Below are 23,785 nucleotides of genomic sequence, written 5' to 3' on the forward strand. Positions count from 1 at the left end.
GAACTCAGCCCAAGTGATGGATTGCGCCTGCCCAACTCAGGGCGCCGTCAGAGTCATGCCCTGCTGCTTGAAAATCGCCAGCATTTCCCCGCTGATTCGCAACTCCTTGAGCGCGATTTCGATGGCCTGGCCCAGCTCCTTGTTGCCGGCCTTGATGGCAAGCCCCAACGGCCAGCCGTTGGCGGGCGAACCAGCCAGCGACATACTGGTCAGGGTGAGGCTGGTAGAGGCAGGCTTGAGTATCGCCAGAGCCGCCTCGGCCTGCGATCTCAGCACATAAGCCGCCGCTACCTCACCTCTGACCACGGCGCTCGCAGCTTCAATACCTGAGTGGTAAAGCTTGACTTGCGACCGCAGCATGCCGCCACCGTGTCCCATCAACACGCTGGCTGCACCGGTGCCGCGCTCGGCTGCAAGAGCATGGCCTTTCAGATCATCGGGGCCATCGACCTGCGGCAACGTACGCTTGTCATGCAGTAGCACCTGCACCTGACGCATATATGGCGCAAAAATCAGCGCTTGCCGGTTTTCCTGTATCAGGTATTTATCGACAGGCACATGCAGCATGATGTCGGCCGGACCATAGCCCAGGTAGTGACCGCGCCAGACCATATTGCGCAAGTCATCATTCATGTTTTCGCCGGCATCAAACGGCAGCAGTGCGAGCTTGAGATTGAGCTGCTTGGCCAACGCGCCTGCAAGAGCGACATCAAGCCCCTGCATGTCGTTGGCGGGACCATCTGAAAACGGCGGGTTGTCCTTGTATACCGCCACTTTGAGCACGCCGTTGGCCCGAATGCGAGCCAGGTCTGTTAGTTCTGTTTGCGCCTGCGCCAGCGGCAGGCCAAGGGACAGGAGCAGTGCAAGGCTGCCCCGGCGATTGAGCCCCCGGCGATGTAGATCATCGTGGCCAGGGTCCGTGCGAGAGAAGTCGGTCGAAAGGGACATGGCGGCGATCTGGTTTGAAAAGGGTGACGAAGGATGCTGTCCATTGTCAGGGGTTTTTTGGCCCCGACGTGCACCTCAAGGCTCTCGACGCGTTTCCAGATAGGTACGGATAGACCAGATCGCTTCCTGCGAGAGCGTGCCCTCAAAAGGCGGCATGTAAACGCGACCGTCACGCACCCGGCCACGCCGCACCGTGGCCAAGTAGAACTCATCCATTTCCTTGAAGCAGGCAGATTTTTTGGCCGCGTCGGCCAATCCCGTGCATTCGCTGTCGAGTTTGCGCAGGTCGGGCGACATTCCACCCGAAATCGCCTCCAGCCCGTGGCAACGCGCGCAGTTCTGGTTATAAGCCGAAGTGCCGATGCGAAGCGCCTCCTTGTTACCCGGTCCGGTGCTGTAGGGATTGGCGTTGACCCATTTGTCGCCCAGTTGGGGGAGCGTCTTGGTATCGACTGCCTGCGGGGTCACGTCGCCATGCGCCATTGCGGCACTTGTCAGCAGTCCCGACGAGGCGGCAATTACCAGCCCTGAACCAAACCGCCAGAGAAATGAGAATGAAAAAACTTTCATGTGAAGCTTGCTCCAAGTAAGGGTACGGTTCACTAAAAGCAATTTGCGCGCCAAAATTTCTGAGTGTGACAGGTGTCTCGTTTCTCCTCTGGCGTGCCTGATGACGGCAGGCTAGCCAACCTGTTCAAGCTCCCTCATCCGATCGATTTTGTCCCAAATTGGAACACTTTTTTCGCTCCTCGGGCATGGCAGACATAGCAAAAAAGCTATTAGTTTCAAGGGTTTATGCCATTGTTCACCTTCTGCTTGTGCTCAAAAATGACATCAGCGTGATTCTCGTCACCATGCAGAAATACCTTGAGAATTTCGAGTCACGCCAAATGAGGACCGAGCAGCTTCCGGTCAGGCCGCAGTCCCTCGCTTCTATGTAAAACGACATCTCGTGGAGACAGCATGAGCACACAAGCCGCCACCCATTCGCCCGTCCGGGCAGGTCTTACTCAGGCGTACGAAATTGAGGACGAACGGCAACGAAGACTCATTTCAAAGTCACATCAGCGCTCGAATGCCTACGGCATTGAAAGCTCAGACAAACCTGATTTTTCTTCCCCCGGCCGCGTTGTGCTGACCCACTCGCTTGAGGAAAACCGTTTTTTGTTGCAGCATGCGGCCCCCGCCATGGAGACCCTGTACGAGCAGATCGTCAACACGCACAGCATGGTCGTTTTGACCTCAGCCAACGGGCTGGTTCTTCACTCGCTGGGAGACAGCGATTTTCTTGAAAAGGCCTCGCGGGTCGCCCTCGCACCCGGCGTGGATTGGTCCGAAAAAAGCAAGGGCACCAACGCCATTGGCACGGCGTTGAAGGAAGAGCAGGCAATCACTGTGCTCGGCAGCGACCACTTCATGAGTTCCAACAAGTTTCTCGCCTGCTCATGCGCGCCCATTTCTGATCCTTACGGGCAGCTGATCGGCGCGCTCGACGTGACGGGCGACCACCGCAGTTTTCATCAGCACACCATGGCCTTGGTGCGCATGTCGGCGCAAATGGTCGAGAACCACATGTTCGCCGACATATTCCCCAAGGCCGTCCGTTTGCACTTCCATAGCCGGCCCGAATTCATTGGCACTCTGGTCGAGGGGATTATCGTGTTTTCCGCTGACGGCCGTTTCCTGTCAGCCAACCGCAGCGCCCAATTCCAGCTCGGTCTGTCGCACAACGGTTTGAAGGTGCATACGTTTTCGTCGCTCTTTGGTATTCCGATGTCACGCCTTTACGAGCTTTGCACTGGCGGCGTGCCGCGGCTGCATTCGCTGTGCTTGCACAACGGGGTCACGGTGTCATGCCGCGTCAAGATGAAACCCGGCGGCCAGTGGTTTCCAGGCCATGACAGCGGACCCGCGCAGGAGCCCACGCCAACGGCAGCGCAGCCCATACAGGCCAGCAGCGAAGGTACAGCTGCGCGCAGGCTACAGCTGTCGACCCTGCGCTACCTCGACACTGGCGACCCGCAGATTTCCGCAGTAATCCAGAAACTGCGCATGGTGCGTGGACGCGATATTCCTATCATGATACTGGGCGAAACCGGCACCGGCAAAGACCTGATGGCGCAGGCTATTCACGGTGACTCTGACCGGGCCGGTAGACCCTTTGTCTCGGTCAACTGCGCGTCTATTCCTGAAACCCTGATCGAGTCCGAGCTCTTTGGCTATGAAGACGGCGCCTTCACCGGTGCACGCAAAAAGGGCGCTATCGGGAAAATCCAGCAGGCCAGCGGGGGTACCCTTTTTCTCGACGAGATCGGCGACATGCCCAAGCATCTGCAAGCACGCCTGCTGCGCGTGTTGCAAGATCGCCGCGTGAGCCCGCTGGGCGCCGGCAGGGAGGTCGAGGTCGATATTTCCATCGTCTGCGCCACCAACAAAAGCTTGAAGGACATGATCGCCCGCGGCGAATTCAGGGAAGACCTCTACTACCGCCTTAACGGACTCGTGGTGCGCCTGCCGGCCCTGCGTGAGCGTACCGACTTCGAACTGGTTGTCACCAAGATCATCGGCAATCTCTGCGACAAGACGACGCAAATCGTTCTGTCCGCCGAAGTGCTCGCCCTGTTCCGCTCTTACCACTGGCCAGGCAACTTCCGTCAGCTGCATAACCTGCTGCGAACCGCCGTGGTCATGGTCGGCTGCCAAGGCGTCATAGAGCGTAGCCACCTGCCCGATGACTTTCTGGAAGAAGTAGGCCAGCGGACTGGCGCCGGCGCCTGGGCCGGATCCACGACCCGCTCCAGCGCAGATCTGCAACCCTCTGCCGCGGAAAGGCAGGCAAGTGACCCCGGCCGAAACAGTTTGCACGATGTGACGCTGTCGGCGATGGCGCAGATGTTGCGACAGCACCAAGGCAACGTCTCGGCGGCTGCCAAGGCGCTAGGGGTTTCGCGCAACACGATCTACCGTAAAAAAGACCAGTTGCCGAGCGACGTCTGGAACTGAGAACACGCCGCCAGGGTGTCGATTTCCGCCGCCGCCTCGCAGGGATAACGGTGATACGGATTTCCCCTAGGCATGCGGTTCCGGCTCAAGAACCGCTCCGGGGCGCTCTTCGGGCGACCCGAACCACCCTCGTCAGAGCCTCGCGCATGCCCGGCTCGCCCGACAAATGCCCGGCCTGCGGCCAGTGGCTTCGGGCCAGGTCTGGTGCGAGCGCCTCCTGTTGCGCCCACCAGCGTCGGCTGTTGGCTGGAAGGCACACCGCGTCAAACCGGCCATGGACCCAATCTACCGGAATTCCGTTGAGAGCCAAGCTGTGCACCGCCGCCGCCAGCCCGCCCGCCGATACGAAACCCCTGTGTCGAAGATAGTGCGCCTGGATACGAAATTTTTGCCAGCCGCGGCGGTCTGCGGCGCGGGTCCGAGCCTGCTTAAGCCCTGCCAAGGCGCGCCGCTGCTGCCGTCTGATCTGCGTCCAGGCCTGGCGGTGCGCGCCAGTTGCCAGTCCGGGCGCCTGATTGAGCGGTAAGGCAGAATGAATCAGGCTGCGCCACAGCCCCCGCAATGCCGAGCGCTGTTCAAGCAGATTCCAGCACCTGCCCACGTGTCTTGCTGCAACAGGGAGTGTTCCAGATTGAAGCACCTGTTCCAGCCGTGCGAGCACTCGCGAACCGCCGGCAAAAGGGGCACGGGGCCAATAACGGTCTTGTGAAATCGCCCGGTCGCGTTGCGGATGAGGCCTGAGCAGACCGAATATCTCAGCCCGTTTCAAGGCAAAAGCGCCGCGCAGTACCAGTCGCCTGACCCGGCTGGGGTGCGCCTGGGCATAGCGCAAGGCCACCACAGTACCCCACGAACCAGCCAAAACAGCCCAGCTTTCAATACCCAGGTTCTGCCGCAAGCGTTCAAGGTCGGCCACCAGCTGATCCGTGTGATTGCCGGCCAACCGGGCCTTGGGGCGCGATTGGCCTGCTCCACGCTGATCTGGCAGCACCACGCGCTGGCGGTCCAGCTGCATAGGCTGGAGCATGCCCGGCTGGCTTGACCCCCCGGGACCACCATGCAACACCAGCCAGCAGTCGGTGGCCCCAGGAGGCCCACATTCCCGAAAAGCCATGCGCGCGCCGCGCGCCGTCGCGACATAGCGCGGTGGGCCCCAAACCTTGCCCGGCGCGGCACTCATGATCGGCCCGCCGGTGCCAGAACCGCGTGGCATTGAATTTGCATTAGGTTAAGACGGGTCCGTAGTTGCTTCGGCGATGAACAGATCCGTCATCACAATTCATGCCAACCACTGGAGATAACCATGCAATGGACCACACCTGCTTTTACTGACCTGCGTTTCGGCTTCGAAATTACGATGTACATCGCCAACCGCTAAGCCGCACCTGGCAGCCGGTGCAAGCGACCTTCGCGTGCGCCGGCTGCTTGCCTTTGATTATGGCCTTGACGGCCTACTGCACCCTTCAATACCTCGTAGAAAACCGGACCCCATGCAACTACGCGTTCTCGGCTCAGCGGCAGGCGGTGGTTTTCCGCAATGGAACTGCAACTGCCCCAACTGCGATGGATTCCGGCGCAGCAGCATCGCGGCCCAGCCCCGAACCCAGTCGTCCATTGCCGTGACGGACAACGGCCAAGACTGGCTACTGGTCAACGCCTCCCCGGATGTCCTGACCCAGATTCGCGCCAATCCCGAACTGCAGCCCGCCCGCGCCGTGCGCGACAGCGCTATTGCGGCCGTGCTCCTGATGGACGCACAGATTGATCACGTGACCGGCCTGCTCATGCTGCGCGAGCGTCACTCGCCCCTGCCCTTGCTGGCCACGCCCGAAGTATTGTCCGACCTGGAGGAGGGCTTTCCCATTACCCGCGTCCTGTCGCATTACTGCGGCGTCAAAGCCCTGCCGCTGCAACCCGATGGCGGACTGCAAGACGTGCCCGGACTGCCTGGCCTGCAAGTGCGTCCCGTGGTGCTCTCGTCCAAGCCGCCGCCGTATTCCGCCTTTCGCAACCACCCGCGCCCCGGCGACAACATTGGCCTCGTCATTGAAAACCCGGCGAGCCAAACGCGCGTTTTCTACGCGCCCGGCCTCGGTGAAGTCACACCCTTCCTGATGGAACTGATGGCGACCTGCCAGATCGTCCTGGTCGACGGCACCTTCTGGAGCGATGATGAAATGCAGCGCTTCGGTCTGTCGAAAAAAACCGCCACTGACATGGGGCATCTGCCGCAAAGTGGTCCACTGGGCATGATTGCCCATCTTGACCGCCTGCCTGCGGGCGTTCGGAAAATCCTGATTCACATCAACAACACCAACCCCATACTGCGGGAAGACTCAGCCGAGCGCGCCCTGCTTGCCGGGCGCGGCATTGAAGTCGCATGGGACGGCATGGACCTGTTTTTCTGACGCCGTGGCGGAACCTCACTTATGGAAATAGCCCATACCCCAAGGGAAGACAGCGCCAACGCTGGCAATGCGCCCTGGACCCGGCAGGAGTTTGAAGCCCAGCTGAACGCGCGCGGCGCGGGGTACCACATCCATCATCCCTTCAACGTACGCATGAACAGCGGCGCCTGCTCGCCCGAAGAGATTCGCCATTGGGTACGCAACCGCTACTACTACCAGATCTGCATTCCGCGCAAGGATGCAGCCATCCTTGCCAATATGCCCGACCGGACGCACCGACGCCTGTGGATCGAGCGGATTCTTGATCACGACGGTTACGGCGACTACCAGGGCTCGGCAGCGGGCGGCATGCAAGCCTGGACGCGGCTTGGCGAAGCGGTGGGCATTCCGCATGAAGAACTATGGTCGCTGCGGGGCGTGGCACCCGCCGTGCGTTTTGCCTGTGATGCCTATGTCAACTTCGCTTCAAAGGCGCCATGGCAGGAAGCCGTCTGTTCTTCACTGACCGAAATGTTTGCGCCGCAAATCCACAAGGACCGCCTGGCCAGCTGGCCGATGCATTACCCCTGGATAGAGCCCGAAGGACTGGCCTATTTCAGAAGCCGCATACCGCTGGCTGGCCGGGACGTTGCGCACGGGCTGCAAGTGACGCTTGACCACTTCACGACGCGCGAGGCCCAGCATCGGGCACTGGATATCCTGCAGTTCAAGCTGGACATTTTGTGGACCATGCTCGACGCGATCGAAAAAGTCTGCCTTGACCCTGACCGTACACCGAAAGGACTGTCATGAATGCCTCCTCTGCACCCACCTCAAGCCCATCCCTCGTGACTGAAACTGAAACGCCCGCGATGCATGCTGCCTCGACCAATACCTCCTCAGAAGTCGCCCTGCCAGAGCGCCCCAAGCTCTCGCGTCTCTATCGGCTGCAGTACGAGCAGGTGCAGACCGCCTGGGTGCTGCTGTACCCGGAAGGCATGGTTCAGCTCAACCAAAGCTCCGCGGAAATTTTGCGCCGCTGCAATGGTGAGCGCAGTATCGAGACCATCGTTGCCGACCTCGAAATCCTGTTTGCAACCCAAGGCATAGCGCCGCAGGTGCGGGCCATGCTGCAGGAAAGCATGCGCCGAGGCTGGATTGCCTGAAGTGTCCCCCACTGAAAAGCCGGCGGGAACCCTAGCGCCGCCGCTGTGGCTGCTGGCCGAACTGACTTACCGCTGTCCGCTGCACTGCGTCTTTTGCTACAACCCCACCCAGCATGCGCGGCTGCAGGCCGAAATGACGACGGCTCAGTGGGTCGATGTGATGCGCCAGGCGCGCGCGCTGGGTGCGGCGCAACTGGGTTTTTCAGGCGGCGAGCCGCTGCTTCGGGAAGACCTCGAAGAACTGGTGCAGGAGGCGCGCCACCTCGGTTTTTACACCAACCTGATCACCTCGGGCGTCGGCTTTACCGAAGCTCGCGCCGTGCGACTGAAAGACGCCGGGCTGGATCATATCCAGTTGTCGTTTCAGGATTCCACCCGTGAGCTCAACGATTTCCTCAGCCACACCAAAACCTTCGAACTCAAGCAGCGCGTGGCACGCCTGATCAAGCAGCACGACTGGCCCATGGTGCTCAACTGCGTGCTGCACCGACATAACCTGCCGCACGTGGACAAGATCATCGAGATGGCGATAGCGCTGGACGCCGAATTTCTTGAGCTGGCCAACACGCAGTACTACGGCTGGGCCTGGACCAACCGCGACCAGCTCATGCCCACCCACGAACAGCTGATCGAAGCCGAGGCGGTGGTGCAGCGCTACCGCGCGCAGATCGGCGCCCACTGCCGCATTCTGTTTGTCGTGCCCGACTATTTCGAGGAACGGCCGAAAGCCTGCATGAACGGCTGGGGCTCGGTGTTTCTGGCGGTGGCGCCCGACGGTGTGGTGCTGCCCTGCCACAACGCTCGCAACCTGCCGGGCCTGCAGCTGCCCCGCGTGCAGGACCAGTCGCTGGGCGAGATCTGGGCGCACAGCCAGGCTTTCAAAGCCTACCGCGGCGAAGCGTGGATGAAGCCGCCCTGCCGCGACTGCGACGAGCGCCACAAGGATTTCGGAGGCTGCCGCTGCCAGGCTTTCCAGATTACCGGCGATGCGGCGCAAGCTGACCCGGTGTGCAGCAAGTCACCGCACCATGACAAAGTGGTGCAGTTGGTGAGACAGGCGCCCAGCCGGCGTGAGCAGCCCATCGTGTTCAGGACTGATGCGGCTTCGCGGGCCCTGCATCCGCAAGATTGAACCCGGATTCTGGCAAGGATTCCTGCGAAAGCGGGAATCCTTCGGCGCTGTCCAGGCCTTGCCGTGAGAGCAAGTTTCGACTACCGAACGAAGGCTTTACCGGACTCCGTCCGTTGCGGCGCTGCGGTTTGATTTCAATGCCGCCACGGCCGCCGGATAGCGCTGATCGGCCGCCCGCTGAAGCCACACCTCGCTTTCGGCCAAGTCCTTTTCTCGGCCCCTGCCGGTTCGCATCATCACTGCCAGCGCGTACTGCGCTTCTGCCTCCCCTGCGACGGCGGCAATTTCGAAGCGTCGTGCGGCTTCTTGCAAATCGCGCGAAACACCCTGACCCGCTTCATGCATCCATGCCAGCCGGGTCTGCGCACGCTGATCTCCGGCCGCTGCAAGCTGGCGGTACAAGGCGGCCGCTTCACCGTGCTGGCCGCTCGCGCCCAGCCACTCGGCCTCCTCAAACGATGAGCGCGTGCGCCCGGGCTGGTCCAGCCCAGCGAGCATGGCCAGCGCTTCCTTGTCGCCATCCTGTGCGGCCAAAGTCAGGTAAATACGGGCTTTAGCTGTGTCTTGGGGCAGCAAGCTGCCAGCGCTGTACAACATGCCCAGGCGATAGCGGGCCTTGAAATTGCCTGCCTGCGCGGCGCTGGTATACAGGGCTTCGGCCCTGGCCATGTCGCGCGGCTCGCCCAGGCCGTCTTCCGCCAGGATGCCGAGGTTGAACAGGGCGTCGCCGTTGCCGACACCGGCCAGCGTTTCCCAGACCGCACGGGCCGCCGCGTAGTGGGCCATCTTGAACTCGGCATAGGCTTTGTAATTGCCCATGGCCGGGTTGCGCAGCCAATCGCTGCGGTCGCTGTCTTGTGCACGGATGCTGCTGCCCAGCGCCAGCAGGGCGACCATCGGCCAAGCATGTTGCGGCTTCATGAAAAAGGCGTTTCTACTCAATGCGCAGCTCGCTCAGCCAGCGCTCGCCCGGCGCAACGTCGTTGCGGTCCATCGGGCCAAAGGGCGGGCTGTCCAGCTTGTCGGGCGGTGCGCTGACGAGATTGAGGTCCACTGCCTGGGGTCTACCAACCAAAGCGTTGGGAGTGACGCTGAAACTGAAGATGAGGCCGTTCCAGAGCTTCGCACCGAAATCGGCGGGTTGCTTGTAGAGAAACAGCAAGTTGTGCTCCAGCCACGCCGGATCCGAGGCGCTTGCAGTGGCCGGCTGGCGGTAGGGGTAGGCCACATGACAAGTGACCTCTACTGCCGATGGCAAGCACTTGAACTCCTTCATGGAAAGAAAGTAGTCGCGCATCACGCTGTAATCCATCTGCACCCGAAAGCTCGCGCTACCAGCCATGGCGGGAACGAACGACACGCTTCCAATGCGTGTACGCCCACCGTCCCGGGTCACGGCGATCAATGACTTGTTTCCGGAGAAGTCAAAGGCCTTGGCACTGCCTACGCTCAGCAAAAAAGCCAGCACGACGGCACACCATGCGGTCATGGCTTGACCGTGAGCACCCAGGTCGAGAGGGTCTTGATATCCGCCGCACTGAGGCTTGGATGTGCCGGCATGGGAATGCGTCCCCACTTGCCTTTGGAGCCATTCTGGATGGACTGGGCCAAAGCTGCCGCAGCGTCTTTTTCATCCTTGTACTTGGCAGCGACGTCAATGAAGGCCGGACCCACCACTTTCTCGGCGGTCGCATGGCACGAATAGCAGCCGCTGGCCTTGGCCAGTTCGGTGGCCGCAGCGACGTCAATGCCCTTACCGGCCTGGGCCAGGCAGCCGGCGCTGAAAAATACGAGGCCAACAATCAAAAAGGTTCGCATGTCAGGTCATCCTCGGAAAAATCCGATCAAAATCACGAATCAAAGGATCGGATATGCGCCCGGCACCGTGGGATGCACTGGCGCAGATCCACCTCCCCGGCACGCACACAAGGGTGCGCGCACCAGGGGACTTGCGGCTATTACTTCGCCAGCTTGAAGGTCCAGACAGCGCCGCCCTGCTCAAGGAAGTTGACCTTCTTGGCCACCTCACCACCCCACAGAGGCACGGCGCCGCCCCAGCCGGACACCACGCTGATGTACTGGTCGCCGCCTTCTTTCCAGGTAATCGGAGGAGCAACCACACCCGAACCAGTCTGGAACTGCCAGACCACCTTGCCGGTCTTGGCATCAGCGGCTTTCAGGAAACCTTCGGGCGTGCCCCAGAACACCAGATCAGCCGTGGTCATGACGCCACCCCACAGCGGTGCGACGTTCTTGACTTCCCAGGCCACTTTGCCGGTCTTCGGATCAATCGCGCGCAGCGAGCCGATATGGTCGTCAAAGAGCGGCTTGATCGTGAACCCCGCGCCTAAGTAAGCTGCGCCCTTCTTGTAGCTGATCGGCTCGTTCCAGATTTCCATACCCCACTCGTTGGTGGGCACGTAGAAAAGACCGGTTTTCGGGCTATAGGCCATAGGCTGCTGATTTTTGCCGCCGAGGAAGCCAGGTGCCGAGAAAGTTGACTTGCCCTTCAGGCCGTCGCCGCCGGCCGCCGTTGGGTCGCCAGGACGGTTGTCCGCCACGAAGTTTGGACGGCCCGTGTTCAGGTCGATGCTCGTGGCCCACGTGACCTTCTTGACGAACGGAAACGCATTGACCAGCTTGCCGGTGGTCGCGTCGTTCACGTAAAAGAAACCGTTGCGGTCGGCCTTTGCTCCCATGCGCTTGCCGTCCATATCAAAGGTGATGAACTCATTGACACCGTCGTAGTCCCAGCCGTCGTTCGGTGTGTTCTGGTAGTGCCAGACAATCTTCCCCGTCTTGACGTCGAGCGCCACGGTGGAGGTCGAGTACAGGTTGTCGCCCTTGCGGACATGACTGTTCCAGGGGCCCGGGTTGCCGGTGCCGAAGTAAGCCAGGCCGGTCTTGGCATCATAGGTGCCGCCCAGCCATGGCGAGGCGCCACCGGTTTTCCAGGTCTCGCCTGGCCAGCTGGCGTTGGTGGTTCCGGTGATGCCGTTTTCCTTGCCGTTGAGGTAGCCCATATGGCCTTCAACCACCGGACGTGACCAGACCATCTTGCCGGTTTTCGGGTCACGTGCTTCGACACGGCCGACGACGCCAAACTCGCCCCCCGACAGACCCGTGAGCAGCAAGCCTTCGGCAATCAGCGGCGCGGCGGTGTAGCTATAGCCCGCACTGTAGTCGTCAATCTTCTCGCGCCAAACAATCTTGCCGGTAGTCTGGTCGAGCGCGATCAGCTGCGCGTCCAGCGTGCCGAAGATCACTAGGTTGTCATAAAGCGCAGCGCCGCGGTTGACCACGTCGCAGCAGGGCATGATGCCTTCAGGCAGGCGGTGCTCATACTTCCAGAGTTTTTCGCCGGTCTTGGCGTCGAGCGCAAAAATACGCGAGTACGACGCCGTGACAAACATCTTGCCGTTATGCACCAGCGGCTGCGATTCCTGGCCGCGCTGCTTTTCGCCGCCAAACGACATGGACCACACGGGCACCAGGCGGCTGATGGTTTTGGGGTTGATGTCAGACAATGGCGAGTGACGCTGGCCCTGAGTTCCCATGCCCCAGGACAGCACGTTGTTGGTGGAGGTGGCGTCGCTGCCTATCATCGCGTCGGTCACTTGCGCGCCGACGTGAGCGGTAGCCACCAAGACCAGAATGCTGAGAAGTTGTCGTTTCACGTTTTAGTCTCCTGAATCGTTGTGAGCTGAATGCCGGCCGTGCTGCATGCACGGTGGTCATGATCCCGAGCCCACGTGGTTCGGAATCACAAAGCAGTTAGGGCAACTTCTGTGCCATCCTTTTTCGCGACTGCGTGCGCATGATTCAGCTTCCAGATCGGCCACCTGAACTGCTCCAGCATCAGGCCACGTGCTCATTTGCAACAGCCGGGTCGTGTCACAGTGTTCAGAAATGAAGCACCTCGCCAGCGTTCCTGTGGCAAGGAAAGCGCTGGATCCGGCTTCAGGCCGCACCGCGCTGCTTGATCCAGCCGCGCTGTGGGTCATAGCCCCACCAAGCCAGCGCAAAGAAAGAAGCGCTTCCGGCCAGCACTACGACCCACGACAGGCCGTTGACCTGCCCGTACATGGCAAAACGCAACACCTCAACCACATGGGTAAACGGGTTGAACTGGGCTAGCTTGAGCAGCCACCAAGCGCCTGATTCCTCGAGTTTCCAGAGTGGATACAGCGCCGGGCTGATGAAAAACATGGGAAAGATCACGAAATTCATGGTGCCGGCAAAGTTTTCGAGTTGCTTGATGTAGACAGAAAGCATCAAACCCAGCGCGGCGAGCAGCGTGGCACCGCTCACCATCGCCAACAGCAGAAGCGGCAGATGCTGCCACGCCAGCGTCACGCCAAAGGCCAGCGCAATCATTAGGAACACCGCCATTTGCAATACTGAAAGGCAGGTGCCCGCCAGCAACTTGAAAGCCAGCAGCCAGCCGCGCGGCAAGGGCGCAGTGAGCAAAAGCCGCATGACACCCATCTCGCGGTCATACACCATGGAAAGCGAGCTCTGCATGCCGTTGAAAAGGGCCACCATGGCCATCAGGCCCGGCACCATGTACACCTGATATTCGACGTAAGTCTCGTAAGGCGGCACGATGGACACGCCAAACACGTTGTGAAAGCCCGCCGAAAACACCACAAACCATAACAGCGGCCGCACCAGTGCTGAAGCCAGCCGTGAGGGCTGGCGCAAAAACCTGTTGATCTCTCGGCCGACCACGGCGCGCAATGCCCGCGCCAGGTGCGGCAGATGGGCGGGCGCCGTACTCAGGGGCGCTGTTTGCATGCAGATTCCTTCTCATCCATGCCCAGTGTGTCCAACACCTCGGTGGGGTGCAGCACGCCCTCCAGCGGCGCGACGCCCACCACGCCGTCACCGTGCGTCAAAAACAGTGGTTGGCGCAACTGCCCGTCCCAAGGCCGGAACGACAGGCGTGGCCCCTTGGCGCCATCCACATAGATGCCGCCGCTGCGCAGGCGCTTGATCTGCTGCGCCATGCCCGCCTTGGGGTCATCCGCCAGGACGGCCACCACCGCTTTGACGGCCGCCCAGGCCGCCCAGTCCTGCCCCTGCATGGGCCGCCGGGCCAGCTTGAAGAAGCGGCGAGACAACTGCGGCCCGCCATGGCGCTCCCATTGCGGGTGCCAGGCCAGCGCCATTAAACCGCTACTGCCCGCCACCGGGCGCGGCCACTGCGTGGCGTAGGGCAAGGTACGCGCGAATTCGCCCATGCTGTCGGCCACGGCAATCACTTCATGCTCGCGGTCGCCAGTCAGCAAACGCGTGTTGGCAAGATCGCGCTCGCGCGGGTCGGTACTCATCTTGAAGGACCGGGTCTGAACAATTTTCAGGCCGTAGCGCTGCGCTGACCGGCTCAAGGCCTGGGCCTGCAAATCATCTTGTGGCAGCGGCCCCTGCAACAGCAAGAGCTTGCGCCAGTTGCGCGCGGCCAGGTACTGGGCCAGCGCGTCGCTGTGCATCTGCCGGCTGGGCGAGGTGTGCAGCAAATGGGCTGCGCACTGCTCGCCGCGCAGGGCGTCGTCATCCAGGCCGACGTTGATCACCATGGCGCCGCCGAGCGCAGTGGGTGACAACTGCACCAGCAGGCGCAATGCCGGGGCGGGAAGGTCGGCCAGCACGTGATGCACGCCAGCGGCCTTGAGTTGCACCAGCGCCGCCGGCAGCCCCTGCGCATCGGCCACTTGCACTTCCCGAATCTTCAGCTCCACGCCCAGCACCTCAAGCTCCACGGCGGCCTCGTCAGCGGCGAGCCGCGCCGCATCGAGCGCGCGCCCGTGCGGATGGCCGGGAAAGGCCTGCTCAAGCCGCCGCGACGCGTAGCGCGTATCGTCCGACAGGCCCATCACGGCTACCGTAACAGTGACAGTGGCAGCCGCTGCCATGACCGGCAGCAGCCCCGTGACAAAAACTAGCGCCGCAAGCAGCGCAGTCACCAGGGGAGCAGATCGAAGGGACATCAGGGCTGTACCAGCACCGTATGCGGCACCCGTCCCACCGCCACCGTGCGGACGGCCTTGGCGCTGGCCGTATCAATCAGTGTAAGGTCGTCCGACTGGCTATTGGCGACGTAAAGCGTTTTGCCGTCCGGGTGCAGCGTCAGGCCCCAGGCCCTCTTGCCCACCAGAATGGTATTGCGCACCTGGCGCGTGGCACGGTCTACCTCGGCCACGTGGTTGGCCTTACCCAGCCCGACCCAAACCGTCCTGCCGTCGGGGCTCAGCACCATGCCTACCGGGGTGATGTCACTGGCGCGCATGCCCTTGATCTTGAATTCCAGCGTGTGCCTGACGCCGTGGTCCTCAGTGCTCAAGACTGTCACACTCGAGCCCAGCTCGTTGCTCACCCACAGCTCCTTGCCACCGTCAGCCAGCACAAAACGGCGCGGCCGATTGCCGACCCGAATGTTTTTTACCACCTTGCGCCCCAACAGATCGACGAGGTGAACCACATTGGCTACCTCGGAAGCGACGTAGGCGCGCTTGCCGTCGGGCATGACCAAGACGCCCTCAGGCTCGCCCCCGGTCTTGACTTCGAACAGTCTGGATTTGCTTTGCAGGTCATAAGCAGCCATCACATTTTCATCCTCGATCGAGACGTAAGCAGTCTTGCCGTCAGGACTCAGGTCAAATATCTCCGGGCTGTCGCCGAACGCCATCGTTCCTGTCATTCTGGATCCGGCGACATCGACCAGGCCAAGCTGGTTGCTATCTCCGCAGGACACATAAATTTGCCGATGATCGGGGCTGAACATCATGTGGCGCGGACGCTTGCACACCTCAATGACCCCGACGCGCATACCCTGCGTATCGAAGACGTAAATGCTGTTGTCTTTTTCACTGGAAACATACACGCGGTTAGCGATGAGCGCCGGGCGCGGAGCCTGTGCGCTCGCCGGACACCCGCCCAACAGGCCAATCGCCAGCAGCAGTCCCTGCACTGCGAGGGCATTTCGCATAAGAAGACCCCGGGGGGGAGCGCCGCAGGAATCGAAAGGCTTTGAATTGGTCAACGCTATGTCTCCGGTAAGGGCAAAACCCGAGTTTTTGTTTTGCAACGACACATTAAGCAAAAACAGTGCCGGACAAAACGGCACTGTTTTTGCTTCTACGGTGGCTACTGCTGCAAAGTGCTTCAGTTTCCAAAACCCCACCGACTGAAACCATGCCTCTGTCACCATCGCCAAGCGTGCACATTGAAGCTGAAGGTGCTGATCGATCACATAGGCCGGACCACCCGCAGTGCCTTAATCGGCGGCAATGGCTAGGCCAGAATCTCGCGGCAGGCCTGCTCGGTCCCGCAGCCTTGAATCTGGCCAGGGCCAGCCATTCCGCCGTACCGAACCTGTTGCCCGCGCTGCCCGCCGGCTGGCCCGCCAAACCGCTGCAACTGATCGTACCTTGGCCGGCGGGCGGCGCTACCGACCTCACACTGCGCGTTCTGTGTGAAGAGGCCGAGCCGCTGCTGGGCCAGCGTATCATCGTCTTGAACCGGCCAGGCGCCGCCGGTACATTGGTAGCGCCTGCGCTGAAGTCGGCCGAGCCTGACGGTTACACCCTGGGCCAGTTGCCCATCACGGTATTTCGCCATGCCCTGATGAACGCCGTACCCTGGGACCCGGTCAAAGACCTTGCCCCCATCGTGCAAGTCTCGGGTACCACGTTCGGCTTGCTCATACCAGCCAACAGCCCGTGGAGCGCTGTGACCGAGTTGCTGGACTGGGCGCGCCTGAACCCCGGCAAACTGCTGATGGGCTCAACCGGCATTGGCACCACCGCGCACCTGGCCATGGAGGAAATACTGCTAAAGCAGGGCATTGAGTATGTTCACGTGCCCTACAAGGGCACAGCCGACCAGATGCTGGCGGTGGCCTCCGGGCAACTCATGGCTGGCGTCAACTCAACCGGCTTTGCACCCTGGCTTGACAGGGGGCAGATGCGGCTGCTGGCGATCTTCAGCGCCGAGCGAAGCAAGCGCTGGCCCGACGTGCCTACCCTGCGCGAGTTGGGATTGACTCAATCCGTCTATTCATCGCCCTGGGGCCTGGCTGCGCCCCGCGGCACGCCTCCCGCCATCATCAAGCGGCTGCATGACGCGTTTTACAAGGCCATGCACAGCGAACGGCATACCGCAGCGCTGGCCCGGTACGACCAGCATCTCGACTATCTCGATACCGACGCTTACAAGCGTGCCGTACTGCAAACTGTGGGGCATGAAAAAATCTTGCTGCGTCGCATGAAACTCCTGACCGCGCCCGCCACATGACTGCCACGCACATCCGCGACGTTATCGACGACTCCGTTAGCCAATCAACTCAGCTCGAGGCAAAACACGCCGACGCACCGGTACTGCGGGCGCGCGATCTCCACAAATCGTATGCCGGGAAGCCTGCATTGACCGGACTCAGCCTGACCCTCTTCCCGGGCGAAATGGTCGCCCTGCTAGGTCCCAATGGTTCGGGCAAATCGACGCTGATGCAATTGCTGACCGGGCTATTCAGCCCCGACCGTGGCGATATTGAGGTCCTCGGCCACAACATGCGTACCCATGCCAGCGCGGCGCTAGCCGGTCTCGGCGTGGTGTTCCAGCAAACCGCTCTGGACCTTGACTTGTCGGTGCAGGCCAACCTCCTTTTCCACACCGACCTGCACGGCCTGCCGCGCGGCGACGCACGGGAAAGAATTGCAGAGGGCCTCGCGCAGATGCGTCTGACGGGTCAGGTCGGCGCCACAGTACGCAGCCTCTCGGGCGGCACTCGCCGCAAGGTCGAACTGGTTCGGGCGCTTCTGCACCGGCCCCGTGTTTTGCTGATGGATGAAGCCACCGTGGGCCTTGACCCCGGCTCGCGCCTGCAACTGCTTCAGGGCGTGCGAAAACTGGTCACGGAAAGCCAGGTAGCAGTGCTGTGGGCGACTCACCTGATGGAAGAAATTGATGTGTCAGACCGTCTGCTGGTTTTGAAGAACGGCACCTTGCAATTTGACGGCATCAGGGCTGCATTTACCGGGCAACTGTCTGATGATTGACGAGGGAAGATATTCCGAAGTCTGACTCTCGGATCCAGCTAGCGTCCATCAATATTCTTGCTTTTGAAGACCAGTTGATGGCAAATTAGTCACAACTGTTATGAGTACTGCGCCCATCGACAGTGGCGCTTGCATGGCGACAATAGGCCGACAATCCACTTCGACAAACCACCCCATGTCTTCGCAAAACGCTAGCGCAGTCGCCCAGGCCATTCTGGATGCACGGCGCCAAAACCGCCCTATTGATGCACGGCCATTTGCCGATCAGCTGGCTGCGCCGGAAGACGCCTATGCGGTACAGGCCTTGGTCGCGGAGGCAATGCAGGGACCGAACGCTCCTTTTCCTGTCTTCTGGAAGACCGGCGGGCCTTCGAGAGATGCGCTGGCCACCCATGCAGCGCTGCCCCCTGAAGGAATCTGGCGCAGCCCTGCCCAGGCTGGCGCATGGCCGTTCAACATATGTTTGATCGAAGCGGAAGTCGCCTTGCGCCTTGGCAAGCCGGTCACTGCAGCCGAGGCCGCGGCGTTGAGCCACGAGCAAGCGATCGCGCTGGTCGACGCGATGACGGTTTCCATTGAACTGGTGGATTCGCGTTGGCACCAGTCCGTGGACGCGCCAGCCCTTTTAAAACTGGCTGACCTGCAATCCCATGGAGCCCTCGTGCTGGGCAATTGGATTGCCTTTGCCCAGCGCGACTGGAAAGCTCAGTCATGCACGGTTCAGATCGGCTCACGACCTGCGGTTGAATGGCGCGGAACCCATTCCATGGGCGACCCGACCTGGGTATTGCCGGCGTGGCTGCAACATGCCACCCGCGATGGACAAACAGTGCCCGCTGGCACTGTCGTGACCACCGGCACCTGGTGTGGCATGCTGCCCGCCGCGCAGGGCGAGCGGGTGCTGGCACGTTTCGAGGGCCTGGGCGAAGCGACAGTTCAGCTCTAGGTCTCTGAATACAGGTGGTGCCTCGCTCGGACAACCAGGGCGCGTAGCCCCGCCAGCCGTTGCCTGCATGCTGAACCGTCAGAGCTGCTGCGGGGGTTGCCGCAGCGCCCTCGCGCCCGGTCGCGTTTGCCGCCCTTTCCTCTTGATCCGCAGACTCACAGAGCAGGCCAGCGGTCGCTCCAAGGATGAACGGCCTCGTAGTCTGCACCAAGCTCAAGCAGCATATCGTCAGTACCGTAAGCGCCAATCATTTGCAGACCGATAGGCAGACCCTCGCGCGATGGCTCGCAGGGCAAGGCCAGACCCGGCAGGCCCGCGGCGTTGACCCAGCCGGTGTAGATGGCGTGACCACGAGGACCCACCTCCTGGCCGTCGATATGGGTCGGGTAAGCCAGTTCGGCCGCCCAGGGAAGCGCGGCTGCGGACGGCATCACGATGACATCCACCGCTTCAAACAGCTTCACGGTGTCACGCCGCAACTGCGCGACCCGCTCCAGAATCTGCCATAGCCGAGCCGCCGGCAGGCGCCGCCCGTTGGCCGCCATGTCCCGGTATTTCTGCGACGCCTGTGCCGCCCACTCAGGGTGGGCTTCAAACATCCGGGCCAGGCCGATTTGGCCGACCTGCGGCCACGCATCGGCGAAGAAGTCCAGGTCCAGAGGCAGCGGACCTGCATCGACCTGGTGCCCCAGTGCTGCGATCTTCTGCACCGCGCTAGCCACACTTCCCGCCACCTGCGAATCCAGCGGTGCGGGGCCGAGGCGCTCCACATAGAGCACGCGCAAGGGGGCGGTGCGCCGCGGCTGCGTCGTGGCTTGTGCGGCGGCCAGTGACAACCGGTCAACCGGCGAAGGGCCCCTCATGACATCGAACAGCACGCGTGCATCGGCCACCGTGCGTGCGAGCGGGCCAATGACTTCGAAGTCCAGCAGCAGGCTGGGCAACACATGTTGCCGCGGCACCGCGCTCAGGGAAGGCTTGAGGCCGACCAGGCCGGCGTGCGAGGCCGGCCGCCGAATGGAGCCGCCGCCGTCCTGCCCAATCGCCAGCGGCGCGATACCGCTGGCCACCGCCGCCACGGCGCCGCCACTGGAACCACCGGGGGTGAGCTGCGGCTGCCAGGGATTGCGGGTGACGCCGAACAGCGGGTTGGCCGTGTAGCCCTCCAGGGCGAACTCGGGCACGTTGGTCTTGCCGATGATGAGCGCACCGGCCGCGCGCGCGCGGGCCACCGCCAGTTCGTCGTGCTGGCTCTGGTAGTGCCGCAGGGCCGGCGTTCCCCAGGTCGTCGGCTGATCTGCGGTGAACAAACTGTCTTTAACCGTGATCGGAATGCCGTCGAGCGCGGACAGCGGCTGACCGCGCGCATGGCGTTCCGTGGAAGCAAGCGCCTCTTCCATAAAGCGCGCGTCACGCCGTGCAATCACCGCGTTCAGCCGCGGGTTCACGGCTTCCAGCCGCGCCAGGCAGACCTGCGCCACCGCCAGTGGCGTCAACGAGCGCTCGCGAAAGCGGCGCCGCAGCTCCACGGCGGAAAGGCGCCAGAGTTCAGAAGATTCAGTCATGGCATGGGCCTCACATGTGTGCTGGTAGCCAGGTCACGATTTGCGGGATCGCCATGATCAGCAAGGTGAACAGGATCATGATGGCCGCGTAAGGCAAGGCGCCCCAGATCGCGTCCTCGATGCCGCCCTTGTCGGGCCGGATGCCATGCACCACGAACAGGTTCATACCCACCGGCGGCGTGATCAGTCCGAGCTCGCACATCAGCACGATGAAGATGCCAAACCAGATCGGGTCCACGCCCAGCGCCGTTGCGATCGGGTAGGTAATCGGGATGGTCGCCACCTGCATCGACAGCACATCCATGAACATGCCGAGGATCAGGTAGAACACGATCAGCGCCAGGATCAGCCCGGTCGCCGACAGGCCCAGTCCGGCCACCCACTTGGTCATGGCCTCGGCCACGCCGGTCAGGCTGATGGTCAGGTTGAGGATAAAGGCCGCCGTCATGATCAGCAGGATCATGCCGCTGACGCGCGCCGTGGAGATGAAGCAGGTGCGCAGCAGCTCGCGGCTCATCTTGCCCGAGTGCACGACGAAGCCCAGCGCCGCGATCACACCCAGGGCCGCGCTTTCCGTGGTGGTGGCGATGCCGAAATAAAGGCTGCCCATCACGATGCCGAACACCACCATGGGCGGCACCAGGTGCACCAGCGAGCGCAGCTTCTCGGCCATCGGCACCTTGGGCTCGCGCATGGCGTTGCCACCCATCAGCGCCGACACGGCGATGTAGAGCATGAAGCAACCCGTCAGCAACAGGCCAGGGATGATGCCGGCGATGAACAGCTTGCCGATCGAGTTGTTGGTCAGCGAGCCGTAGACGATCATGTTCACGCTGGGCGGAATCAGGATGCCCAAGGTGCCACCGGCCGCCAGCGAGCCGAGCGAGGCGCGCATCGGGTAGCCTCGTTTTTGCAACGAGGGCAACGCGACCGTGCCGACCGTGGCTGCAGTCGCCACTGACGAGCCCGAGGTGGCGGCAAACAGCGCACAGCTGCCGATGTTGGTGTGCAGCAGCCCGCCGGGCAGGCGCCCGAGCCAGGCCGACAGGGCGATGTACATGCGGTCGGCAATCCCCGAACGCAGCAACAGCTCACCGAGCAGAATGAACAGCGGAATCGAGGTCAGCAGGCTCTCGTTGTGCACGCCCCAGACCACGGGCGCGATCGAGTCCATGAAGGGCATGCCATAGGCGGCGATGCCGCCAACGATGCCCACCGCCGCCATGGACACGGCGATCGGGATGCCGACCAGCATCATGCCCAGCATCACGACGAAGGCGAGTCCGAATAATCCTATGCTCATGCTTGTGCTCCTTGTTCAACGGACTGGCGCTGGGCCAGGTCGTCGAGTTCTTCCTTCAGCTCTTCCTTGGCGCTCTTCGGGTGAAAGTCGTGGTTCAGCGTGTCGACACGCTTCGTCACCAGCAGCCAGCTGGCGCGCAGGGCATAACCCATGGCCACCAGCGCAAAAATCACCAGCCCGGCGTACCAGACGGCCTGCGGCCAGATCAGCGGCGTCGCCCAGGGCGTCTGCGCGGTGCTGCCGTACTGCAGGGTATCGGTGATGACCTTGGTCGCGATCCAGGCCACGAAGGTCCCGAAGGAAGCCAGCGTGACGATGGAGAACCAGTTCAGGAAGGCCTGCATGGCGCGCGGAAACCGCTCGTGGAACACATCCACCCGAATGTGGTTGCGGCCCATCAGCGCCAGGCTGAAGGCAATGGTCGAGCCAACGGCCAGCGCGTAACCGCCGAGCTCGTCAGCCCCTTGCAGCGACACGTTGAACACCTTGCGCGAGACGGTCTCGACCGCAACGACGCAGGCCAGCAGCAAAAAGATGCCGCCGAACACCGTGGCCAGCACATTCTCGATGTGGTCCTTCATGGCGACACCCTTCGGGATGGGGGCCGCCGCAGGCCGGCCCCGGTTGATGATGATGCTATCGCTCATTTCAGCCCCAGCACCGGGCCCACCGTGCTGCTCCATTTTTGCGAGCAACCCGGGTTGGACTTGTCACAGACCTCGGCCCAGACCGGCAGGCTGACCTTGCTGACGGCACCACGTACCAGCTCGCCGTCAGCCGGCGTTACGGCCACGTTGATGAGCTTGAACTTCTTGCCGGTGGTGCAGGATTCCTTGCCGGCGTTGCAGTTCAGCGCGTCCAGGAACAACTCTTCCGAGTATTTCCAGATGTCGTCGGTCAGGGTATCGAAGGCGGCCTTGAGTTTGACCTGCTGGTCGGGCTTGAGCTGGTTCCAGGCTTTCATCGAAATCGCATAACCATTGAGCGCCATCTGAAAACCGAGCGGCAACTGGTGTGTCGTCACCTCGGGCCAGCCGGCGGAGTTGGCCGAGCTCGGGCCGGTGATGGCGCAATCGACCACGCCCAGCGACAGCGACTGGTGGGTGTCGGCAAACGAGACCGGCACCGGCGTGCCGCCCACCATCTCGATGAACTTGGCCAGATTCTGGTCGTAGACACGGACCTTCAGCCCCTTCACATCGGCCAGCTTGGTAATCGGCTTTGCGCAGAACAGGATCTGCGGGCCGAACGGCCAGACGCCGAGCAGTTTGACGTTGAACTGCTTTTGCAGGCGCTGGTCGGCGGTATCGAAGTAGGCTTTGGCGACCTTGCGGCCGGTGGCGTAGTCAGGACTGGCGCCGACCAGGTCCAGGCCGAGGATGGTGGGCTCGTCACGCGAGTTTTGCGAGACGCGCAGCGACACGATGTCGAACAGGCCGGCCTTCATCACGCGCAGCTGCTCGGTGTCCTTGATGCCCAGCGTGTCCATGGGCTTGTAGTCGGCATCGATGGGCAGGCCGGTTTTGGCCGCGAAGTTTTCGAAAAACGGTTGTTCCTTGTTTTTCTGGATCAGGCCGGTAGCCAGCGGCTGGCCGATGATTTTGAACTTGAGTCGGTCCTGCGCGAGAACAGGGCCCGAAAACAAGACGCCAGTGGTGATGGCAGCGGCGGCCAGCAAGCGTCCCAGCCGTGAACGGGAAAGGGTGGGTTTAGTCATGGAGATGCTCCTGTGAGGTGGGTTGGTCGGGGGAACGGGAGAAACTGTGAGTAGATTTGGGCTCGGGATTAACGGGCGGGCCGGGCTCGGTCCAGCGGGACCAGCGCCTGCGCATGGCCTCGCACTCGGCACCCCGCACGCCAGCGGTAATATCGAGCGACGCACGCGTCATGCCGAGCAGGTTCTCGACCGCGTAGTCGCCATAGTCGGTGCGATGCATGCCCGCGTGCCTGGCGCCCAGCACGAGGCGGGCGATGCCGGCCTCCTTGAGCGCCCAGCAGCACATCGGGCACGGCTCCATCGCCGAATACAGGGTGCAGCCCTCAAGACGACTGGTACGAAGTTGCGCGCAGGCGTCGCGAATCGCCTCGGTCTCGGCGTGGGCGGTCGCGTCGTGGCGGGTCGCAACCCGGTTCGAACCGACACCAACGACCTCGCCATCGCACACCACGAGCGCCGCCACCGGGCAGTCGCCCCGATAGAGCGCCACCTCGCAGTGTTCCAGCACCTGGTCCATGAAATATTGGTCGGTCAATGCGGCTTCGGACATCTTGGGCCACCC

The 23,785-nt window shown here is 62.1% G+C and carries 24 protein-coding genes; 9 read left to right on the top strand and 15 right to left on the bottom strand.

Annotated features, from left to right (window positions below; translation table 11 throughout):
• Positions 1 to 36: 36 nt before the first annotated feature.
• Positions 37 to 948, bottom strand: a complete 912-nt coding sequence (locus tag RMO23_RS06830; RefSeq protein ID WP_309679779.1) for a transporter substrate-binding domain-containing protein — start codon at positions 946 to 948, stop codon at positions 37 to 39.
• Positions 949 to 1,023: 75 nt separating this feature from the next.
• A complete protein-coding gene (pedF, locus tag RMO23_RS06835) occupies positions 1,024 to 1,518 on the bottom strand; it encodes a cytochrome c-550 PedF (protein ID WP_309679781.1) in 495 nt (164 codons plus the stop codon).
• Between the two features lie 393 nt (positions 1,519 to 1,911).
• Between pedF and RMO23_RS06840 the strand changes: the two genes are divergently transcribed.
• Complete coding sequence (locus tag RMO23_RS06840; RefSeq protein WP_309679783.1) at positions 1,912 to 3,951, top strand: sigma-54-dependent Fis family transcriptional regulator; 2,040 nt, start codon at positions 1,912 to 1,914, stop codon at positions 3,949 to 3,951.
• Between the two features lie 85 nt (positions 3,952 to 4,036).
• Here RMO23_RS06840 and RMO23_RS06845 read toward each other — a convergent pair whose 3' ends face one another.
• Positions 4,037 to 5,164, bottom strand: a complete 1,128-nt coding sequence (locus RMO23_RS06845) for an alpha/beta fold hydrolase (protein WP_309679785.1) — start codon at positions 5,162 to 5,164, stop codon at positions 4,037 to 4,039.
• A gap of 90 nt (positions 5,165 to 5,254) precedes the next feature.
• Between RMO23_RS06845 and pqqA the strand changes: the two genes are divergently transcribed.
• From pqqA to pqqE, 5 genes are all read left to right on the top strand, one after another.
• On the top strand, positions 5,255 to 5,329 hold the full coding sequence (pqqA, locus tag RMO23_RS06850) for a pyrroloquinoline quinone precursor peptide PqqA (protein WP_068167214.1): 75 nt from the start codon (positions 5,255 to 5,257) through the stop codon (positions 5,327 to 5,329).
• A 112-nt stretch (positions 5,330 to 5,441) separates the two neighbouring features.
• Positions 5,442 to 6,359, top strand: a complete 918-nt coding sequence (gene pqqB, locus RMO23_RS06855) for a pyrroloquinoline quinone biosynthesis protein PqqB (protein ID WP_309679787.1) — start codon at positions 5,442 to 5,444, stop codon at positions 6,357 to 6,359.
• A 21-nt stretch (positions 6,360 to 6,380) separates the two neighbouring features.
• On the top strand, positions 6,381 to 7,151 hold the full coding sequence (gene pqqC / locus RMO23_RS06860) for a pyrroloquinoline-quinone synthase PqqC (protein WP_309679789.1): 771 nt from the start codon (positions 6,381 to 6,383) through the stop codon (positions 7,149 to 7,151).
• 59 nt (positions 7,152 to 7,210) lie between these two features.
• Positions 7,211 to 7,504, top strand: coding sequence for a pyrroloquinoline quinone biosynthesis peptide chaperone PqqD (gene pqqD, locus RMO23_RS06865; protein ID WP_405041577.1), 294 nt, complete (start codon positions 7,211 to 7,213; stop codon positions 7,502 to 7,504).
• Positions 7,497 to 8,636 (top strand): pyrroloquinoline quinone biosynthesis protein PqqE, encoded by a 1,140-nt coding sequence (gene pqqE, locus RMO23_RS06870; protein ID WP_309679793.1) that lies wholly within the window; start codon positions 7,497 to 7,499, stop codon positions 8,634 to 8,636. Before pqqD ends, pqqE begins: the two co-directional genes overlap by 8 nt.
• Before the next feature lie 96 nt (positions 8,637 to 8,732).
• Here the strand turns inward: pqqE and RMO23_RS06875 are convergent, their stop codons facing one another.
• From RMO23_RS06875 to RMO23_RS06905, 7 genes are all read right to left on the bottom strand, one after another.
• The gene (locus tag RMO23_RS06875) at positions 8,733 to 9,557 is read right to left on the bottom strand and encodes a tetratricopeptide repeat protein (RefSeq protein ID WP_309679795.1); all 825 of its coding nucleotides are present in this window, start codon (positions 9,555 to 9,557) and stop codon (positions 8,733 to 8,735) included.
• Positions 9,558 to 9,570: 13 nt separating this feature from the next.
• Complete coding sequence (locus tag RMO23_RS06880; RefSeq protein WP_309679797.1) at positions 9,571 to 10,125, bottom strand: hypothetical protein; 555 nt, start codon at positions 10,123 to 10,125, stop codon at positions 9,571 to 9,573.
• Entirely contained in the window at positions 10,122 to 10,454 is a 333-nt protein-coding gene (locus tag RMO23_RS06885) for a c-type cytochrome (protein WP_309679799.1), read from the bottom strand. The genes RMO23_RS06880 and RMO23_RS06885 overlap by 4 nt, the downstream gene beginning before the upstream one ends.
• A gap of 140 nt (positions 10,455 to 10,594) precedes the next feature.
• A complete protein-coding gene (locus tag RMO23_RS06890) occupies positions 10,595 to 12,313 on the bottom strand; it encodes a PQQ-dependent methanol/ethanol family dehydrogenase (RefSeq protein WP_309679801.1) in 1,719 nt (572 codons plus the stop codon).
• 283 nt (positions 12,314 to 12,596) lie between these two features.
• Positions 12,597 to 13,433, bottom strand: a complete 837-nt coding sequence (locus RMO23_RS06895; RefSeq protein WP_309679803.1) for an ABC transporter permease — start codon at positions 13,431 to 13,433, stop codon at positions 12,597 to 12,599.
• On the bottom strand, positions 13,415 to 14,602 hold the full coding sequence (locus RMO23_RS06900) for a branched-chain amino acid ABC transporter substrate-binding protein (RefSeq protein ID WP_309679805.1): 1,188 nt from the start codon (positions 14,600 to 14,602) through the stop codon (positions 13,415 to 13,417). Before RMO23_RS06900 ends, RMO23_RS06895 begins: the two co-directional genes overlap by 19 nt.
• Before the next feature lie 23 nt (positions 14,603 to 14,625).
• Positions 14,626 to 15,888: a beta-propeller fold lactonase family protein gene (locus tag RMO23_RS06905; RefSeq protein ID WP_309679807.1), complete on the bottom strand. Its 1,263-nt coding sequence runs from the start codon at positions 15,886 to 15,888 to the stop codon at positions 14,626 to 14,628.
• 83 nt (positions 15,889 to 15,971) lie between these two features.
• Between RMO23_RS06905 and RMO23_RS06910 the strand changes: the two genes are divergently transcribed.
• The 3 genes from RMO23_RS06910 to RMO23_RS06920 all read left to right on the top strand — a co-directional run bounded on the left by RMO23_RS06910 (position 15,972) and on the right by RMO23_RS06920 (position 18,638).
• Complete coding sequence (locus tag RMO23_RS06910) at positions 15,972 to 16,931, top strand: tripartite tricarboxylate transporter substrate binding protein (RefSeq protein ID WP_309679809.1); 960 nt, start codon at positions 15,972 to 15,974, stop codon at positions 16,929 to 16,931.
• The gene (locus RMO23_RS06915; protein WP_309679811.1) at positions 16,928 to 17,692 is read left to right on the top strand and encodes an ATP-binding cassette domain-containing protein; all 765 of its coding nucleotides are present in this window, start codon (positions 16,928 to 16,930) and stop codon (positions 17,690 to 17,692) included. The genes RMO23_RS06910 and RMO23_RS06915 overlap by 4 nt, the downstream gene beginning before the upstream one ends.
• A 175-nt stretch (positions 17,693 to 17,867) precedes the next feature.
• Positions 17,868 to 18,638, top strand: a complete 771-nt coding sequence (locus RMO23_RS06920; RefSeq protein WP_309679814.1) for a fumarylacetoacetate hydrolase family protein — start codon at positions 17,868 to 17,870, stop codon at positions 18,636 to 18,638.
• A gap of 155 nt (positions 18,639 to 18,793) precedes the next feature.
• Here the strand turns inward: RMO23_RS06920 and RMO23_RS06925 are convergent, their stop codons facing one another.
• From RMO23_RS06925 to RMO23_RS06945, 5 genes are read right to left on the bottom strand one after another with little or no spacing between them, the layout of a single operon-like run.
• Complete coding sequence (locus RMO23_RS06925; protein ID WP_309679816.1) at positions 18,794 to 20,203, bottom strand: amidase; 1,410 nt, start codon at positions 20,201 to 20,203, stop codon at positions 18,794 to 18,796.
• A 10-nt stretch (positions 20,204 to 20,213) separates the two neighbouring features.
• Positions 20,214 to 21,506 (bottom strand): TRAP transporter large permease subunit, encoded by a 1,293-nt coding sequence (locus tag RMO23_RS06930; RefSeq protein ID WP_309679817.1) that lies wholly within the window; start codon positions 21,504 to 21,506, stop codon positions 20,214 to 20,216.
• Positions 21,503 to 22,153, bottom strand: coding sequence for a TRAP transporter small permease (locus RMO23_RS06935; protein ID WP_309679819.1), 651 nt, complete (start codon positions 22,151 to 22,153; stop codon positions 21,503 to 21,505). The genes RMO23_RS06930 and RMO23_RS06935 overlap by 4 nt, the downstream gene beginning before the upstream one ends.
• Positions 22,150 to 23,223 (bottom strand): TRAP transporter substrate-binding protein, encoded by a 1,074-nt coding sequence (locus tag RMO23_RS06940; RefSeq protein WP_309679821.1) that lies wholly within the window; start codon positions 23,221 to 23,223, stop codon positions 22,150 to 22,152. Before RMO23_RS06940 ends, RMO23_RS06935 begins: the two co-directional genes overlap by 4 nt.
• Positions 23,216 to 23,773 carry a nucleoside deaminase gene (locus RMO23_RS06945; protein ID WP_309679823.1) on the bottom strand — a complete coding sequence of 186 codons (558 nt, stop codon included), beginning with the start codon at positions 23,771 to 23,773 and terminating at the stop codon, positions 23,216 to 23,218. Before RMO23_RS06945 ends, RMO23_RS06940 begins: the two co-directional genes overlap by 8 nt.
• Positions 23,774 to 23,785: the final 12 nt, after the last annotated feature.

Source organism: Polaromonas sp. (assembly GCF_031411155.1).
In the GTDB taxonomy this organism is placed as follows: Bacteria; Pseudomonadota; Gammaproteobacteria; order Burkholderiales; family Burkholderiaceae_C; genus Polaromonas.

What these genes read in the sequence shown, in the direction of transcription:
- RMO23_RS06830 (WP_309679779.1), bottom strand. Translation starts at nt 948, where the DNA reads ATGTCCCTTTCGACCGACTTCTCTCGCACGGACCCTGGCCACGATGAT.
- pedF (WP_309679781.1), bottom strand. Translation starts at nt 1,518, where the DNA reads ATGAAAGTTTTTTCATTCTCATTTCTCTGGCGGTTTGGTTCAGGGCTG.
- RMO23_RS06840 (WP_309679783.1), top strand. Translation starts at nt 1,912, where the DNA reads ATGAGCACACAAGCCGCCACCCATTCGCCCGTCCGGGCAGGTCTTACT.
- RMO23_RS06845 (WP_309679785.1), bottom strand. Translation starts at nt 5,164, where the DNA reads ATGCCACGCGGTTCTGGCACCGGCGGGCCGATCATGAGTGCCGCGCCG.
- pqqB (WP_309679787.1), top strand. Translation starts at nt 5,442, where the DNA reads ATGCAACTACGCGTTCTCGGCTCAGCGGCAGGCGGTGGTTTTCCGCAA.
- pqqC (WP_309679789.1), top strand. Translation starts at nt 6,381, where the DNA reads ATGGAAATAGCCCATACCCCAAGGGAAGACAGCGCCAACGCTGGCAAT.
- pqqD (WP_405041577.1), top strand. Translation starts at nt 7,211, where the DNA reads ATGCATGCTGCCTCGACCAATACCTCCTCAGAAGTCGCCCTGCCAGAG.
- RMO23_RS06875 (WP_309679795.1), bottom strand. Translation starts at nt 9,557, where the DNA reads ATGAAGCCGCAACATGCTTGGCCGATGGTCGCCCTGCTGGCGCTGGGC.
- RMO23_RS06880 (WP_309679797.1), bottom strand. Translation starts at nt 10,125, where the DNA reads ATGACCGCATGGTGTGCCGTCGTGCTGGCTTTTTTGCTGAGCGTAGGC.
- RMO23_RS06885 (WP_309679799.1), bottom strand. Translation starts at nt 10,454, where the DNA reads ATGCGAACCTTTTTGATTGTTGGCCTCGTATTTTTCAGCGCCGGCTGC.
- RMO23_RS06895 (WP_309679803.1), bottom strand. Translation starts at nt 13,433, where the DNA reads ATGCAAACAGCGCCCCTGAGTACGGCGCCCGCCCATCTGCCGCACCTG.
- RMO23_RS06915 (WP_309679811.1), top strand. Translation starts at nt 16,928, where the DNA reads ATGACTGCCACGCACATCCGCGACGTTATCGACGACTCCGTTAGCCAA.
- RMO23_RS06920 (WP_309679814.1), top strand. Translation starts at nt 17,868, where the DNA reads ATGTCTTCGCAAAACGCTAGCGCAGTCGCCCAGGCCATTCTGGATGCA.
- RMO23_RS06925 (WP_309679816.1), bottom strand. Translation starts at nt 20,203, where the DNA reads ATGACTGAATCTTCTGAACTCTGGCGCCTTTCCGCCGTGGAGCTGCGG.
- RMO23_RS06930 (WP_309679817.1), bottom strand. Translation starts at nt 21,506, where the DNA reads ATGAGCATAGGATTATTCGGACTCGCCTTCGTCGTGATGCTGGGCATG.
- RMO23_RS06935 (WP_309679819.1), bottom strand. Translation starts at nt 22,153, where the DNA reads ATGAGCGATAGCATCATCATCAACCGGGGCCGGCCTGCGGCGGCCCCC.
- RMO23_RS06940 (WP_309679821.1), bottom strand. Translation starts at nt 23,223, where the DNA reads ATGACTAAACCCACCCTTTCCCGTTCACGGCTGGGACGCTTGCTGGCC.
- RMO23_RS06945 (WP_309679823.1), bottom strand. Translation starts at nt 23,773, where the DNA reads ATGTCCGAAGCCGCATTGACCGACCAATATTTCATGGACCAGGTGCTG.